Source organism: Rhodococcus sp. 15-725-2-2b, assembly GCF_002259075.1.
Taxonomy (GTDB): Bacteria; Actinomycetota; Actinomycetes; order Mycobacteriales; family Mycobacteriaceae; genus Rhodococcoides.
On record NZ_NPFL01000013.1, the window covers coordinates 18095 to 32896 of the forward strand.

The window sequence follows — 14802 nt, forward strand, 5'->3', positions numbered from 1 at the left end:
TATCGAAGGTGGAAGGATAGGTGCCGTGAGTACCGTCTACGACTGCCGTGAAGCCGACGCGCGCGCTGCCGGATTGACCGCTGCCCGCGGTGCCCTCAAGTCCGGCCGACTCGTCGTGATGCCTACCGACACCCTGTACGGGATCGCCGCCGATGCATTCGACGGCAGCGCCGTCACGGATCTGCTCCGCGCGAAGGGCAGGGGACGCGACATGCCCGTGCCCGTGCTCGTCGGATCGTGGAACACCATCGACGGACTGGTCCAGAGCGTCCGACCACGCACCCGAGATCTCATTCGTGCCTTCTGGCCCGGCGCACTGAGCATCGTCGTGCAGCAGGCTCCATCCCTGGCCTGGGATCTGGGCGACGCCCAGGGCACCGTCATGTTGCGGATGCCGCTGCACCCGGTTGCACTCGAGCTGTTGCGCGAGGTCGGCCCACTCGCGGTGTCCAGCGCCAACATCTCCGGCAGTCCACCCGCCACCACCGTGACGGAGGCACGAGAACAACTGGGCGGCTCGGCCGCTGTCTATCTGGACGGGGGACCGGCCGATCACGCGGTGGCGTCGACCATCATCGATCTGACGAGCGATCGAGCTCGAATTCTGCGGGTCGGTGCAATCCCCACCGAGAAGATTGCCGAGGTTCTCGGTGTCACCGCCGAAAGCCTGGTCCCGGGAGCGTCCTGACATGCCTGTCCGCGCCGCATGAGCGTCGAAATGCTGGCTCAGTCGAACCTGGGTGCAGGTGTTCCGATCCGCGAGCTGCTGCTGGTCTTTCTCACTGCCGCAGTGGTCACGTTCTTCGCCACCGGCGGGGTCCGCGTAGCCGCCGTCAAGTTCGGGGCCGTCGCCGTTCCACGTGATCGTGACGTCCACGTACAGGCGACCCCGAGGCTCGGGGGAGTGGGCATCTACGTGGGCATGCTGGCTGCGCTGCTGTTCGCGTCGCAGCTGCCCGCTCTGGCACGTGGATTCGATGTCGCCTACAACCGCGACATCCCGGCCGCGCTGGTCGCGGGCTTCGTGATCGTGCTCGTCGGCGTCATCGACGACCGATGGGGTCTGGACGCCCTCACCAAGTTCGTCGGCCAGGTAACGGCAGCGGGCGTGCTGGTGATCATGGGTGTCAGTTGGGTCGTCTTGTATCAGCCGTGGGGAGGCGAGCCCGGTCAGCCGGGCAGCACCCTGGTTCTCGATCAACTGCAGGCCGGATTGGTGACGGTTCTGATCACCGTCGTGATCGTCAATGCGATGAACTTCGTCGACGGTCTCGACGGTCTGGCGGCCGGTCTCGGGCTCATTTCCTCGGTGGCCATCTGCATCTTCTCGGTGGGGTTGCTGCAAGAGCAGGGAGGCGACGTCGGCGTCTACCCACCGGCGCTGATCGCAGCGGCGCTGGCGGGCGCGTGCCTGGGGTTCCTGCCGCACAATTTTCAGCCCGCGCGCATCTTCATGGGAGATTCGGGCTCCATGCTCATCGGGCTGACGCTGGCCACGATCTCGACGAGCGCCTCGGGGCGGATCCCGCTGACGGCGTACGGTCCACGAGATCTGTTGGGTTTGCTGTCGCCGCTGCTGCTGGTCGGGGCGGTGATGCTCATTCCGATCCTCGACCTGCTGCTGGCTGTCATCCGCCGCACCCGAGCAGGGCGCAGTCCCTTCAGTCCCGACAAGATGCATTTGCACCATCGGCTGCTCCAGATCGGACATTCGCACCGCCGGGTGGTGCTGGTGATCTATCTGTGGGTCGGTGTCCTCGCTTTCGGGGCGGTGGGGTCGTCCCTGTTGGATCGCCGAATCGTGGTGCTACTGGTCGCGGCCGGCCTGGTGTTCGCGCTGGTCGTCACCGCTGTACCCACACTGAGGGTGGATCGATCGCATGGGTCGCGAGTACGAAGCGCTCGACGGGGCGGTTGATCCCGTCGGCTGTTCGCGGTCGCGTGCTGGGTACCCTCGACAACTGTGACCTTCAATCCGCAGTCCATGCCCGATCAATTCGCGCCGCTGCGCGCCGCAGTCCGATACGGACTCATCGGACTGGTGGTGCTGACCGTGGTGAGTGTGGGCATATCCGTGGCCGCGGCTGGAACGCCCGGCCTGTGGGGATCGATCATCGGCGTGGCCATCGGCGGAGGCTTCGTCATCACGACGGCGTTGTCGGTTGCTCTGACCACGCGTTTCCCGGCCTCGGCGGTCGGAGCCCTGTTGTTGGGCGGTTGGTTGGTGAAGATGGTGATCGCCCTGATCGTGCTGGTCGCACTCAAGGATGCCGACTTCTACAACCGTTACTCGTTGGGACTGACCATTCTGGGAGCACTCGTCGTCGTTCTCGGTGCGGAGGTCTTCGGGGTCGTCAAGACCAAGGTGGCCTACGTGGACAGCGTCCCCGCCGAGGACAAGACCGACGATCGGTAGTACGACAGCCTGTCGTAATCGGTTAAGCTGAGGGCCGCCTACACAACGTCGTAGTTCTGTTGATAAAGTTTGCATCAAGCGGCGGGCAAGACCGGGACGAAAGAGACTTTTTCCCCGGACTCGACCCCCGCAGGTAGCAGTCAGCGTGAGCTTCCTTACAGTAGGCCCGGAGTCATCGACTTCGGCAACGTAAGGTTCCGCCCTGAGAGTTGCCGAGTCGACGTGAGTCGCCGACACCCGACAGACGCTTGGCCGATGAAGACCGGGCCTCAGCCTCTGACGATTGCGAGCCGATTTTCGTCGACTTGATAGATCGTCATTGTCCGATCGAACCGCAGTCGCTACCCGGCTGCGGCCCGAACACGGGAGAGACCGCTGAGCGTCACCACCCTGGCTGCGGAATACAGTCCGCCGTCACTATCCGATTTCTTTCCTCCCGCGGTGCTGTTCGAGGGGACCCCGTTCGAGCTCGACAGGCTGATGCTCATCCGCATCCTGATGTCGGCGATTCTGATCATCTTCATGGTGGTTGCCCTCCGCAGCCCGAAGATCGTTCCGCGTGGTCTTCAGAACGTCGGAGAGATCGCTCTCGATTTCGTTCGGATCCACGTCGCAGAAGATGTGCTCGGTAAAGAACAGGGTCGTCGGTTCCTGCCCGTCATCATGACCATCTTCTTCACTGTGTTCGCGGTGAACGCGAGCGCCGTCATTCCGTTTCTGAACATCTCGTCGAATGCCCGCATCGGTCTACCGATCGTGCTCGCCGCGGTCGCGTACGTCGCGTTCATCTACGCAGGTGTCAAGAAGTTCGGTGTCGGAAAGTTCGTCAAGGGCACCATCGTCATCCCGGGCATTCCGCCCGCGATGCACGTGCTGCTGATCCCGCTCGAGTTCGTCTCGAACTTCGTACTCCGTCCGTTCACGCTGACGGTGCGTCTGCTCGCCAACATGCTGGCCGGCCACATCATGCTCGTGCTGTTCTTCAGCGCGACCCAGTTCTTCCTCTTCGAGGCGTCGGCCGGGCTGAAGATTTTCGCTGCACCCTCGCTCATCATGGGCTTCTTGTTCACGATGTTCGAGATGCTGGTGATCTTCCTCCAGGCCTACATTTTCGCGCTGCTCACGGCGATCTACATCGATCTGTCGCTGCACGCCGACTCGCACTGACCGACCAACTGACCGAACCAGCTACACCGCCACTTCCGACACCCGGATGTGGACCGAAGAAAGGGAACGGAAAACCCAATGAGCCTTGAAGTTCTGGCCCAGGCGCAGGAAATCACCGCAAGCGGATACGGCGCCATCGGCTACGGCCTCGCAGCGATCGGCGGTGGCATCGGCCTCGGCCTGGTCGTCGCCAAGAACATGGAAGCAACCGCTCGTCAGCCCGAGCTGGCCGGTCAGCTCCGTACCACCATGTTCCTCGGCATCGCATTCACCGAGTCCCTCGCCCTGATCGGCCTCGTCGCCGGCTTCATTCTCTGAGAGCGCGATGACAAACGCGATTACGTTGCTGGCGGCGGAGGGGGAGGAATACAACCCTCTTCTGCCCGCAACCTACGACATCGTTTGGTCGATCGTCTGTGTCGCGGCAATCGGCTTCCTCTTCTGGAAGTACGTGGTGCCGCGCTTCACCAAGGTTCTCGCTGAGCGTTCCGAGCTCATCGAAGGCGGAATCAAGAAGGCCGAAGAGGCACAGGCAGAAGCCAAGGCTGCACTCGAGCAGTACCACGCTCAGCTGGCCGACGCCCGTTCCGAGGCCGCGCAGATCCGTGAGGAAGCGCGCACCCAGGGGCAGGCGATTCTCGCCGAGATGAAGGAAAAGGCGCAGGAAGAAAGCGACCGGATCGTGGCTGCAGGTCACAATCAGCTCGTTGCTCAGCGTCAGCAGATCGTCACCGAACTTCGTGGCGACCTCGGACGCACGGCCGTCGAACTCGCCGAGAAGGTCATCGGAGAGCAGCTGTCCGACGACGCGAAGCGTTCCAGTTCGATCGATCGCTTCCTCAACGAGTTGGATTCCGTCACCGCGGACTCCGCATCCGGAAAGTGAGTCGAACCATGTACGCAACTTCTCGTGAGGCACTCGCTCGCACGCGGTCGGTCGCCCACGAAGCTCTGGGGTCCGCGTCGGCAGGCGAGGCAACAGCCGTCGCTGCTCAGACCGGTGCCGAGTTGTTCGCCGTCGTCGAGACTCTCGACGCGCAGCGCACGTTGCGTACCGCTCTTGCCGACTCGTCGGTCGAGGGCGTTCGGCGAAGCGATCTGGCCGGAGAGGTCTTCTCCGGCCAGGTGTCGAGTGCAACGGCGACGATCGTCAAGGCCGCGGCAGGCGAAAGCTGGTCCAACGCCCGTGACCTGCTGAACTCGCTGGTCGAGCTGGGTCGTGAAGCTCTGCTTCGCGCCGCGGCCGATCAGGATCAGTTGGACACGGTCGAGGACGAACTGTTCCGGCTCGGACGGATCATCGCTGCCAACCCGCAGCTCGAGCAGGCCCTGTCGGATCGCTCGAAGCCTTCGCAGGCCAAGCGCGAACTGCTCGGTCGTCTGCTCTACGGCAAGGTAACCGCGGTCACCGAGGCGCTCGCAGTTCAGGCTGTGACGCGTCCGGGGAAGGCGGCCCCCGCCGACGTACTCAACGGTCTGGCCGATCTGGCCGCCGAACAGCGCGACCGCGCGGTGGCACACGTCCGGAGCGCAGCACCACTGAGCGACAGTCAGCTCGAGAAGCTGACGGCCACCTTGACCCGCACGTACGGCAAGCAGGTCACGGTGCATGTCGAGGTCGATACCGAACTGCTCAGCGGACTTGTCGTTCGTATCGGCGACGAGGTCATCGACGGTAGCGGGGCAGGCCGCCTCGCTGCATTGCGAAAGACGCTCAAATAGTCCGACACGGACACAGTAACGAGAAGAAGCGTCTCGACTTTCGAGACATTTCACCCCGCGATCATTTGAAGGAAGAGCAGGAAACACTATGGCGGAGCTGACGATCTCCTCCGACGAGATCCGTAGCGCGATCGATAACTTCACCGCGAGCTACTCACCGGAGTCTTCCCGCGAGGAGGTCGGCACGGTTACGGACACGAGCGACGGAATCGCTCACGTGTCCGGATTGCCGTCGGCGATGTCCAACGAACTGCTGGAATTCCCCGGCGGAGTCCTCGGTGTCGCGCTGAACCTGGATGCCACCGAAATCGGTGCCGTCATCCTCGGTGACTACGAGCACATCGAAGAAGGCCAGGAAGTCAAGCGCACCGGAGACGTGCTGTCGGTCCCCGTGGGCGACGGCTACCTCGGCCGCGTCGTCGATCCTCTGGGCAAGCCCATCGACGGGCTCGGCGACATCGAGTCCTCCGAGACCCGCGCCCTCGAACTGCAGGCTGCCTCGGTGCTCGAGCGTCAGCCCGTCGAGGAGCCGCTGCAGACCGGCATCAAGGCGATCGACGCCATGACCCCGATCGGCCGCGGCCAGCGTCAGCTCATCATCGGCGACCGCAAGACCGGCAAGACCGCGGTCTGCATCGACGCGATCCTGAACCAGAAGGCCAACTGGGAGAGCGGTGACGAGAAGAAGCAGGTTCGCTGCATCTACGTCGCCATCGGCCAGAAGGGCTCCACGATCGCAGGCGTCAAGGCTGCACTCGAAGAGCAGGGCGCACTCGAATACACGACCATCGTCGCGGCTCCCGCGTCCGATTCGGCCGGCTTCAAGTGGCTCGCCCCGTACACCGGCTCGGCCATCGGCCAGCACTGGATGTACCAGGGCAAGCACGTCCTCATCGTGTTCGACGACCTGACCAAGCAGGCCGAGGCGTACCGCGCCATCTCGCTGCTGCTGCGCCGCCCGCCGGGCCGCGAGGCATACCCCGGTGACGTCTTCTACTTGCACTCCCGTCTGCTGGAGCGTTCGGCGAAGCTGTCCGACGAGCTCGGTGGCGGATCGTTGACGGCTCTGCCGATCATCGAGACCAAGGCCAACGACGTCTCGGCGTACATCCCGACCAACGTCATCTCCATCACCGACGGCCAGGTCTTCCTGGAATCGGACCTGTTCAACAAGGGCGTCCGTCCCGCGATCAACGTCGGCATCTCGGTGTCCCGAGTCGGCGGCGCGGCACAGACCAAGGGCATGAAGAAGGTCTCCGGATCTCTTCGCCTCGAGCTCGCTCAGTTCCGCGAGCTGGAAGCCTTCTCGGCGTTCGCTTCCGACCTCGACGCGGCCTCCAAGGCACAGCTCGAGCGCGGCGCACGTCTGGTCGAACTGCTCAAGCAGGATCAGTACGCCCCGGTTGCCGTCGAAGATCAGATCGTCTCGATCTGGCTCGCAGGCCAGGGTACGTACGACTCGGTGCCCGTCGGCGACGTCCGTCGCTTCGAGACCGAGCTGCTCGAGGATCTGCACCGCAATGCCGGCGGCGTCTACGACAGCATTGCCGGCGGCAAGGCCCTCGACGAGGACAACCAGAAGGCACTGACCGAGGCGACCGAGAAGTTCAAGGCCGGATTCGTCGATTCGGACGGCAACCGCGTCGTCAACGAAGCGGAGGCCGACACCCTGAACGCCGATGAGGTCAGCCAGGAGCAGGTCAACGTCACCCGCAAGACAGTCAGCAAGTAGGCCGGCGATGACAGGTGACAAGACGAGTACAGAAGGGAGCGTGAACAGCTAGATGGCAAGCATTCTCGAGCTTCGCTCCCGCATCAAGTCGGTCAACTCGACCAAGAAGATCACCAAAGCACAAGAGTTGATCGCGACATCGCGAATCACCAAGGCTCAAGCCCGCGTTGCCGCATCGAAGCCGTATGCGGAAGAGATCACCAAGGTGCTCTCCGCATTGGCGAGTGCATCGAGCTCGCTCGATCACCCGCTGCTCAACGAGCGACCCGAGCCCAAGCGTGCTGCAGTTCTGGTCGTGACCAGCGACCGCGGTATGTGCGGCGGCTACAACTCCAACGTGCTCAAGGAGACGGAGGAGCTGTTCCAGCTGCTCCGTTCCGAGGGCAAGGATCCGGTCATCTACGTCCTCGGCGCAAAAGGCCTGGGCTACTACACATTCCGCGAGCGGGATGTGAAGGGTGCCTGGACGGGCTTCTCGCAGGAGCCCGGATATGCCGACGCGGCCAAGGCGAGCAGGCACCTGGTCGAGCTGTTCATGGCCGGCTCGGGCACCGAGGTCGACGCTCCCAACGGTGAAGGCACCGTCGAGGGCGTGGACGAGTTGCACATCGTCTACACCCGCTTCGTGTCGATGCTCACGCAGAAGCCCGAAGTTCGCCGTATGGCACCGCTCGAAATCTCGTACACCGACGAGGAATTCGAGATGGGTGCAGATGCGCTGAGCGACTCGCCGAACGCAGATGTGCAGGCACAGTACGAGTTCGAGCCGGAAGCAGGAACTCTGCTCTCGGCGCTGCTGCCCAAGTACATCAGCACCAGGATCTACGCGTCGTTGCTCGATGCAGCAGCGTCGGAGTCCGCGGCGCGTCGTACCGCCATGAAGGCAGCGACGGACAACGCGAACGAATTGGTCGAGACCCTGAGCCGCCAGGCCAACCAGGCTCGGCAGGCCCAGATCACCCAGGAAATCAGCGAAATCGTCGGTGGCGCCAACGCGTTGGCCGACAGCGCAGGAAGTGACTAAGCAATGACCGCAGCAGTAGCCCAAGAGAACGCGAGCGGAGCGGACACACAGTCCGGCCGTGTCGTTCGGGTCATCGGCCCCGTTGTGGACGTCGAGTTCCCGCGCGGCTCGATTCCCGCACTGTTCAACGCCCTCAACGCAGAGATCACTCTGCCGACCGTGGCCAAGACCCTGACGCTCGAGGTCGCACAGCACCTCGGCGACAACTTGGTTCGCACCATCTCGATGCAGCCCACCGACGGACTCGTCCGCGGCACTGCAGTCGTCGACTCGGGCAAGCCGATCTCGGTTCCCGTCGGTGACGTCGTCAAGGGCCACGTGTTCAACGCCCTCGGTGACTGCCTGGACACCCCCGGACTCGGCCGCGACGGCGAGCAGTGGGGCATCCACAGGAAGCCACCAGCCTTCGATCAGCTCGAGGGCAAGACAGAGATCCTCGAGACCGGCATCAAGGTCATCGACCTTCTGACCCCGTACGTCAAGGGCGGAAAGATCGGATTGTTCGGTGGTGCCGGCGTCGGCAAGACCGTTCTGATCCAGGAAATGATCACTCGTATCGCACGCGAGTTCTCCGGCACCTCGGTGTTCGCAGGAGTCGGCGAGCGCACCCGTGAGGGCACCGACCTTCACCTCGAGATGGAAGAGATGGGCGTCCTCCAGGACACCGCCCTCGTCTTCGGCCAGATGGACGAGCCGCCCGGCACGCGTATGCGCGTGGCGTTGTCGGCACTGACCATGGCGGAGTACTTCCGCGATGTTCAGGGACAGGACGTTCTTCTGTTCATCGACAACATCTTCCGCTTCACCCAGGCCGGTTCGGAGGTGTCGACCCTTCTCGGTCGTATGCCGTCGGCCGTCGGTTACCAGCCCACGCTGGCGGACGAGATGGGTGAGCTCCAGGAGCGCATCACCTCGACCCGTGGACGCTCGATCACCTCGCTGCAGGCGATCTACGTTCCCGCCGACGACTACACCGACCCGGCCCCGGCCACGACGTTCGCGCACCTCGATGCGACGACCGAGCTCTCGCGTCCGATTTCGCAGATGGGTATCTACCCCGCTGTGGACCCGCTGAGCTCCACCTCGCGCATCCTCGAGCCCGGCATCGTCGGCGCGGAGCACTTCCGCGTCGCCAACGAGGTCAAGCGGATCCTGCAGAAGTACAAGGAACTGCAGGACATCATCGCCATCCTCGGTATGGACGAGCTTCAGGAAGAGGACAAGGTTCTGGTCGGCCGCGCACGTCGCCTCCAGAAGTTCCTCGGCCAGAACTTCATCGTTGCCGAGAAGTTCACCGGCGAGGCCGGTTCGGTCGTGTCGCTCTCCGACACCATCGAGGCATTCGACAAGGTCACCAAGGGTGAGTACGACCACCTTCCCGAGCAGGCCTTCAACAGCTGTGGCGGTCTCGACGATGTCGAGGCAGCCGCGAAGAAGATGGCCGGAAAGTAGACCGACGTGACTTCTTCCGAGAAGAGCGGCATGGAGGTCTCCCTGGTCGCTGTGGAGCAAAAGCTGTGGTCCGGTACCGCGACCATCGTCAGCGCTCAGACCACCGAAGGTGAGATCGGCATCATGCTGGGCCACGAGCCCGTCCTCGGTCAGTTGATCGAGGGTGGCACGGTGTCGATCACGACCACGGACGGCGAGAAGCTCATCGCGGCCGTCCACGGTGGATTCCTGTCGGTGACGGGCAAGACGGTCACCGTGCTGGCAGAATCGGCCGATTTCGCCGACGACATCGATGTCGAGGCGGCACGGGCTGTAGTGGCAGAGAACGGCGACGACGTCGAGGCCATTGCGGTGGCCAAGGGTCGTATCCGCGCTGTCGAGCGGTCCTAGGTTCACGAGAAGCCGCGACGAGACCTGCGATGCACTACGGATTGATTGTTCTGATCATTCTGGTTGTGCTGCTCGCAGGGCTCGTCGCGGCTTTCGCGTACCGTCTGATGGTTCTTCGCCGCGGTGGAACCGCGGCGATCATGCGGGTGTTGCCGTCGGACGGCGGCGCAGGTTGGCGCCACGGCATAATCCGGTACGGCGACAACACGCTCGTCTTCTTCAAGCTGTCGAGTCTTCGCCCCGGCCCTGACCACCGCCTGGGTCGGCAGGACATTCACGTGGGTGATCGACGAGCCCCACGGGACACCGAGTTCGACATCATGACTCCCGACATCGCGGTGTTGGAACTGTCCGACAACGGCAAATATTTCGAGATCGCCCTGGACAGAAGTGCGTTGACCGCTTTCCTGTCCTGGGTCGAGTCTCGGCCCTCCGGACGCTCGCGTCGCCGCAGGCCTGCGGCCTGATCAGCTCTCGTCGGTAGCCGGTTCACCCGGCGTGCGGCTCGATCCGGGGACCCACTGGACGTCGCCTTCGGGGTTGGCGTAGCGGCTCAGAATGAACAGTAGGTCCGAGAGTCGGTTGAGGTATTTCGCGGGCAGGGCACTCGTTGTCTCCGGGCTTGCGTGCACAGCAGCCCACGCCGACCGCTCCGCGCGTCGGGCCACCGTTCGCGATACGTGAAGCAGCGCTCCCAGCGGCGTTCCGCCGGGCAGGATGAACGACGTCAGGGCAGGAAGATCCTCGTTGAACTCGTCGCACCACCCTTCGAGGCGGTCCACGTAGCTCTGATCGATGCGCAGTGGCGGGTACTGCGGATTCTCGACGACCGGAGTCGACAGATCGGCGCCCGCGTCGAAAAGATCGCTCTGGATCGTGCGGATCACCGAGTGGACCGATTCGGGCGGGTTGCCCAGTGCGAGAACCACACCGAGGCTGGCGTTGGTCTCGTCGCAGTCAGCGTAGGCAATCAGTCGTTCGTCGTTCTTGGACACCCTCGAGAAATCGCTCAGCCCGGTGGTCCCGTCGTCGCCGGTTCTCGTATAGATGCGGGTGAGGTGGACGGCCATGGGCGCTACGGTACCGCGCGGGTGTCGGCCGGTCCCGCTGGCTACGCTGTCGACGTGAGTGAACGCTTTTTGGTCAACGGTGGTAATCGCCTCGTCGGTGAGGTGGCGGTCGGTGGTGCGAAGAACAGCGTCCTCAAATTGATGGCGGCGGCGCTGCTGGCAGAGGGTACGAGCACGATCACCAATTGCCCCGACATCCTGGACGTGCCACTGATGGCAGAGGTGTTGCGTGGGCTCGGCTGTGAGGTCGAGTTGGAGGGATCGGTCGTTCACATCACCACGCCTGCCATGCCGAAGTACCACGCCGATTTCGCGGCAGTTCGCCAGTTCCGCGCGTCGGTGTGCGTGTTGGGACCGCTGGTTGCGCGGTGCAAGCGAGCAGTCGTGGCACTGCCGGGTGGTGACGCGATCGGGTCGCGTCCCCTCGACATGCACCAGTCGGGTCTTCAATTGCTCGGGGCGCGCAGCGAGATTCAGCACGGGTGTGTCGTCGCGGAAGCAGACGAATTGCGCGGCGCGAACATCAGACTGGCGTTTCCGTCAGTCGGTGCCACCGAGAACATCCTGATGGCCGCAGTCCTGGCCACCGGGGAGACGGTGATCGACAACGCCGCGCGTGAGCCGGACATCGTCGACGTGTGCAACATGCTCAACGAGATGGGTGCCGACGTCCGTGGTGCCGGCACGTCGACCTTGACCATCCGTGGTGTGAGCGCGCTGAAGCCGACGACCCATCGGGTGATCGGCGATCGCATCGTGGCTGCGACCTGGGGAATCGCCGCTGCCATGACGCGTGGCGATGTGCGAGTCCGTGGTGTCAATCCCAAGCACCTGTCGTTGGTGTTGGACAAGCTGAGATCTGCCGGTGCCGAGGTCACCAGCGAGCCGGACGGCTTCCGCGTCGTTCAGCGCGAGCGGCCGCGGGCGGTCAATTTCGCGACGCTTCCGTATCCAGGGTTCCCGACCGACCTGCAGCCGATGGCCATCGGGCTTGCCACCGTCGCCGACGGCACGTCGATGATCACCGAGAACGTCTTCGAGGCTCGATTCCGATTCGTCGAGGAGATGATCAGGCTGGGGGCCGACGCGCGTACCGATGGACACCATGCGGTGGTTCGCGGTGTGCCGCAGCTGTCCAGTGCGCCGGTGTGGTCCTCCGATATCCGAGCCGGAGCGGGTCTTGTGCTCGCGGGATTGGTGGCCGACGGCACGACAGAGGTGCACGACGTGTTTCACATCGATCGCGGTTATCCGAGATTCGTGGAGAACCTGAGTGCACTCGGTGGCAGCATCGAGCGGGTCAGCTGAGTAGCGCGGCTTCCAGCGCCTCGACCAATATGCTGATGGCATAATCCAATTCGTCGTCGGTGACGGAGCCGTATCCGACGACGATTCCACCGCGCGCTGTGGGTGAGCGGGTCGAGTGCTCGAGCGTCGGTACGTCCACACCCTTCGTGGCGCAGGACGTAGCGACGGCACGGGCTGCGTCGGAATCGAGTACCAACACCGTGTGCAGTCCGGCTCCTACTCCCCGGAGCTCGCCGAACCTGGCCAGCGCTGCGGCGACCATGCGGTCGCGGGTGCGATAGAGCCGTCGCGCCGTTCGAACGGCTCTGTCCCATTCGCCGTCCCGCAGCATCGACGTCATTGCCTGCTGAACGGGAACCGATGGAAGATCGCCGATTGCGCGGCGCGTTGCCGAGATGCGGTCGACCATCGACCGGGGTGCCACCATCCAGCCGAGACGTATCCCGGCACCGAGGGTCTTGGAGACGGTGCCGAGGTAGACGGTTCGGTCGGGTGCCAATTCGGCCACAGTGGGTAAAGGTGCTGCACCGTAGCGAAATTCGGAGTCGTAGTCATCCTCGATGATCATCGAATCGTTGTCGCGGGCCCAGTCTGCCAGGGCGCGCCGGCGGCCGATGGGCATGAAGGCCCCGGTCGGGTACTGGTGCGACGGCGTGACGTACACCGCTGGTGTCCGCGGGGGAGCCGAGCCGAGCTGTTCGACGATCAGGCCGGCGCCGTCGACGGAAACGTCGTGTACCGACCATCCGCGGTGCGTCGCAAGCGCAGCAGCGGACTTGTAGCCCGGATTCTCCAGTGCCAGAACATGTTCGATCGACTCGGCAACCGAAAGCGCACCCAGGGCGAGATCGAGACCATGGATGCTGCCCGTCGTGATCACGATCGACGCCGGGGTGGTGTGAAGGCCGCGTGCGCGGCGCAGAAGCTCGGCGACGCGAGTTCTGAGCTCGAGCGTGCCGGCAGAATCGGGATAGTCGGCCGGGGGCGGTGTGCTGCCGACGTCGCGCCATGCACGCTTCCAGGCATCCGACGCCGAGGGTGGAGTCCACGGGATTCCCGGACGGAGCGATATGCGCGGGGGAGTTCGTGGTGGTGCTTGTGCACTCGGCGACACCGCCACCGACCGACCTGCGCGGGGGATACGTCGGACATAGTTGCCCGAACCGCGCCGGGGATCGAGCCATCCTTCCGCGACGAGCTGTTCGTAAGCCTTCTCCACGACCGCACGCGCAATGCCCAGATCGACGGAAAGTGCTCGGGTACTGGGTAATCGAGAATCGGGTTGCAGCTCTCCGTCGTCGATTGCGGATCGGATGCGATCGGCCAATTGGACGGGAAGCGTCCGAGAGTCGGCGCGGTCGATGGTGATCGACAGAGAGATCGGGAGCATGGAGCTTCGGTATCCCTTGGCTTTCTCGGCAAAGTGGCCTGAACAAGTTTGCCTTGATTGGACCATGACAGAAGGCCACTTGTCCCGCATCCTGTGAATCATGACAGTCGACGACGTGCCTCTTTCCCCGACAGCGCGAACCGTGGTGATGCGGGGTAGCAACCGTGCCAGCCTCGAACGGGCAACGTTGCTCGACGTCCTACGCTCGGCGCGCATCTGTCATGTCGGCGTGGTCGTGGCTGGATTGCCTCGCGTCGTACCGACGGTGTTCGGCGTGGATCCCAACGGTCCGGACAGGGAGGGCACGCTGTATCTCCACGGGTCAGTGGCATCACGCAGCATGATCGATGCTCCCGAGCAGGACATCTGCGTCACTACGACCGTCGTCGACGGACTCGTCCTTGCTCGATCGGCATTCCACCATTCGATGAATTACCGAAGTGCCGTCGTGGTCGGCCGGCCCCGCAGAGTGGAGGACGCCGATGAACGGATTCGGGCGCTGGACGCGATAGTCGATCAGGTGGTCCCCGGAAGGAGCGCGCATCTGCGTTCGCATACGAGGAAGGAGCTTGCTGCGACCGCTGTACTGGCGCTTCCGATGTACGAGGCGTCGGTGAAATCGCGGACCGGTGGACCCGTCGACGACGACCAAGACATTCGAAAGCGCGACGTGTGGGCGGGCGTCGTCCCGGTGTGGGAGGCGCTCGGTGACGCCGAACCTGCCGAGGATCTCGCGGAAGACATACCGGTGCCGGACCATGTAGATGCCATGGGCCGGAACGTATTTCGGTAGTGAACGCTGTTGCAAGAGAGGCAGTTCGGGCTGTGGCTGTCATCACATGCGGTTGTTGCAGCGTGCGGCGGGATCGATGACGTGACGCTACGAGGTCGAGCTGCGCAAATGCCCCGAAACCTTCGGTCGACCTGCCGATTTGCGTTGGTGTGGTTGGTGGCGTAACTTTTGTCGAGTCAGAGCGACGGACACCGACCCGGTCTTCACGGACTGGGTGAACGAGGTTGGACGTGTGGCTTGGCAGGTTGTGTCCCCCAAGAGTCGGGCCTTGTGTCCGAGACCAAGCTGGGATACGCTGGAACAGTTGCCCTCGAGGCCGACGGACTGTGTGTTCGTGG

16 protein-coding genes are annotated in these 14802 nt (G+C 63.8%); 14 read left to right on the forward strand and 2 right to left on the reverse strand.

What is annotated here, in order from left to right:
- Positions 1 to 25: 25 nt before the first annotated feature.
- The 12 genes from CH306_RS15960 (at position 26) to CH306_RS16020 (ending at position 10370) form a co-directional block, all read left to right on the forward strand.
- Complete coding sequence (locus CH306_RS15960; protein ID WP_045194476.1) at positions 26 to 688, forward strand: L-threonylcarbamoyladenylate synthase; 663 nt, start codon at positions 26 to 28, stop codon at positions 686 to 688.
- A gap of 18 nt (positions 689 to 706) precedes the next feature.
- A complete protein-coding gene (locus tag CH306_RS15965; RefSeq protein WP_045194478.1) occupies positions 707 to 1918 on the forward strand; it encodes a glycosyltransferase family 4 protein in 1212 nt (403 codons plus the stop codon).
- A 66-nt stretch (positions 1919 to 1984) separates the two neighbouring features.
- Positions 1985 to 2416 (forward strand): hypothetical protein, encoded by a 432-nt coding sequence (locus tag CH306_RS15970; RefSeq protein ID WP_045199492.1) that lies wholly within the window; start codon positions 1985 to 1987, stop codon positions 2414 to 2416.
- Positions 2417 to 2857: 441 nt separating this feature from the next.
- Positions 2858 to 3583, forward strand: coding sequence for a F0F1 ATP synthase subunit A (atpB, locus tag CH306_RS15980; RefSeq protein WP_032393520.1), 726 nt, complete (start codon positions 2858 to 2860; stop codon positions 3581 to 3583).
- 78 nt (positions 3584 to 3661) lie between these two features.
- Positions 3662 to 3901 (forward strand): ATP synthase F0 subunit C, encoded by a 240-nt coding sequence (locus CH306_RS15985; protein ID WP_008715092.1) that lies wholly within the window; start codon positions 3662 to 3664, stop codon positions 3899 to 3901.
- Positions 3902 to 3908: 7 nt separating this feature from the next.
- On the forward strand, positions 3909 to 4469 hold the full coding sequence (locus tag CH306_RS15990; RefSeq protein WP_032393521.1) for a F0F1 ATP synthase subunit B: 561 nt from the start codon (positions 3909 to 3911) through the stop codon (positions 4467 to 4469).
- 8 nt (positions 4470 to 4477) lie between these two features.
- Entirely contained in the window at positions 4478 to 5305 is an 828-nt protein-coding gene (locus CH306_RS15995; protein ID WP_045194484.1) for a F0F1 ATP synthase subunit delta, read from the forward strand.
- Between the two features lie 88 nt (positions 5306 to 5393).
- The gene (gene atpA, locus CH306_RS16000) at positions 5394 to 7037 is read left to right on the forward strand and encodes a F0F1 ATP synthase subunit alpha (RefSeq protein ID WP_032393523.1); all 1644 of its coding nucleotides are present in this window, start codon (positions 5394 to 5396) and stop codon (positions 7035 to 7037) included.
- Between the two features lie 52 nt (positions 7038 to 7089).
- Positions 7090 to 8061 carry a F0F1 ATP synthase subunit gamma gene (locus tag CH306_RS16005; RefSeq protein ID WP_045194485.1) on the forward strand — a complete coding sequence of 324 codons (972 nt, stop codon included), beginning with the start codon at positions 7090 to 7092 and terminating at the stop codon, positions 8059 to 8061.
- Positions 8062 to 8064: 3 nt separating this feature from the next.
- Positions 8065 to 9513, forward strand: a complete 1449-nt coding sequence (atpD, locus tag CH306_RS16010) for a F0F1 ATP synthase subunit beta (protein WP_027497899.1) — start codon at positions 8065 to 8067, stop codon at positions 9511 to 9513.
- A 30-nt stretch (positions 9514 to 9543) separates the two neighbouring features.
- A complete protein-coding gene (locus CH306_RS16015) occupies positions 9544 to 9903 on the forward strand; it encodes a F0F1 ATP synthase subunit epsilon (RefSeq protein ID WP_032393525.1) in 360 nt (119 codons plus the stop codon).
- Positions 9904 to 9932: 29 nt separating this feature from the next.
- Positions 9933 to 10370 (forward strand): DUF2550 domain-containing protein, encoded by a 438-nt coding sequence (locus CH306_RS16020; RefSeq protein WP_094647098.1) that lies wholly within the window; start codon positions 9933 to 9935, stop codon positions 10368 to 10370.
- Here the strand turns inward: CH306_RS16020 and CH306_RS16025 are convergent, their stop codons facing one another.
- The gene (locus CH306_RS16025; protein WP_094632236.1) at positions 10371 to 10973 is read right to left on the reverse strand and encodes a cob(I)yrinic acid a,c-diamide adenosyltransferase; all 603 of its coding nucleotides are present in this window, start codon (positions 10971 to 10973) and stop codon (positions 10371 to 10373) included.
- A 54-nt stretch (positions 10974 to 11027) separates the two neighbouring features.
- Here CH306_RS16025 and murA point away from each other — a divergent pair, with 54 nt between their 5' ends.
- Positions 11028 to 12281 carry a UDP-N-acetylglucosamine 1-carboxyvinyltransferase gene (gene murA / locus CH306_RS16030; protein ID WP_032393537.1) on the forward strand — a complete coding sequence of 418 codons (1254 nt, stop codon included), beginning with the start codon at positions 11028 to 11030 and terminating at the stop codon, positions 12279 to 12281.
- Here the strand turns inward: murA and pdxR are convergent.
- On the reverse strand, positions 12274 to 13671 hold the full coding sequence (gene pdxR, locus CH306_RS16035; protein ID WP_094647099.1) for a MocR-like pyridoxine biosynthesis transcription factor PdxR: 1398 nt from the start codon (positions 13669 to 13671) through the stop codon (positions 12274 to 12276). The two genes, murA and pdxR, sit on opposite strands and share 8 nt — an antisense overlap.
- 100 nt (positions 13672 to 13771) lie before the next feature.
- Here pdxR and CH306_RS16040 point away from each other — a divergent pair, with 100 nt between their 5' ends.
- The gene (locus tag CH306_RS16040; RefSeq protein ID WP_094647100.1) at positions 13772 to 14464 is read left to right on the forward strand and encodes a pyridoxamine 5'-phosphate oxidase family protein; all 693 of its coding nucleotides are present in this window, start codon (positions 13772 to 13774) and stop codon (positions 14462 to 14464) included.
- Positions 14465 to 14802 lie beyond the last annotated feature (338 nt).

Excerpts from the sequence above, each read along its gene's own strand:
- pdxR (WP_094647099.1), bottom strand. The coding sequence starts at position 13,671 with ATGCTCCCGATCTCTCTGTCGATCACCATCGACCGCGCCGACTCTCGG.
- CH306_RS16040 (WP_094647100.1), top strand. The coding sequence starts at position 13,772 with ATGACAGTCGACGACGTGCCTCTTTCCCCGACAGCGCGAACCGTGGTG.
- CH306_RS16005 (WP_045194485.1), top strand. The coding sequence starts at position 7,090 with ATGGCAAGCATTCTCGAGCTTCGCTCCCGCATCAAGTCGGTCAACTCG.
- CH306_RS16020 (WP_094647098.1), top strand. The coding sequence starts at position 9,933 with ATGCACTACGGATTGATTGTTCTGATCATTCTGGTTGTGCTGCTCGCA.
- atpD (WP_027497899.1), top strand. The coding sequence starts at position 8,065 with ATGACCGCAGCAGTAGCCCAAGAGAACGCGAGCGGAGCGGACACACAG.
- CH306_RS15985 (WP_008715092.1), top strand. The coding sequence starts at position 3,662 with ATGAGCCTTGAAGTTCTGGCCCAGGCGCAGGAAATCACCGCAAGCGGA.
- CH306_RS15965 (WP_045194478.1), top strand. The coding sequence starts at position 707 with ATGAGCGTCGAAATGCTGGCTCAGTCGAACCTGGGTGCAGGTGTTCCG.
- CH306_RS16015 (WP_032393525.1), top strand. The coding sequence starts at position 9,544 with ATGGAGGTCTCCCTGGTCGCTGTGGAGCAAAAGCTGTGGTCCGGTACC.
- atpA (WP_032393523.1), top strand. The coding sequence starts at position 5,394 with ATGGCGGAGCTGACGATCTCCTCCGACGAGATCCGTAGCGCGATCGAT.
- CH306_RS15970 (WP_045199492.1), top strand. The coding sequence starts at position 1,985 with ATGCCCGATCAATTCGCGCCGCTGCGCGCCGCAGTCCGATACGGACTC.
- CH306_RS15995 (WP_045194484.1), top strand. The coding sequence starts at position 4,478 with ATGTACGCAACTTCTCGTGAGGCACTCGCTCGCACGCGGTCGGTCGCC.
- CH306_RS16025 (WP_094632236.1), bottom strand. The coding sequence starts at position 10,973 with ATGGCCGTCCACCTCACCCGCATCTATACGAGAACCGGCGACGACGGG.
- CH306_RS15990 (WP_032393521.1), top strand. The coding sequence starts at position 3,909 with ATGACAAACGCGATTACGTTGCTGGCGGCGGAGGGGGAGGAATACAAC.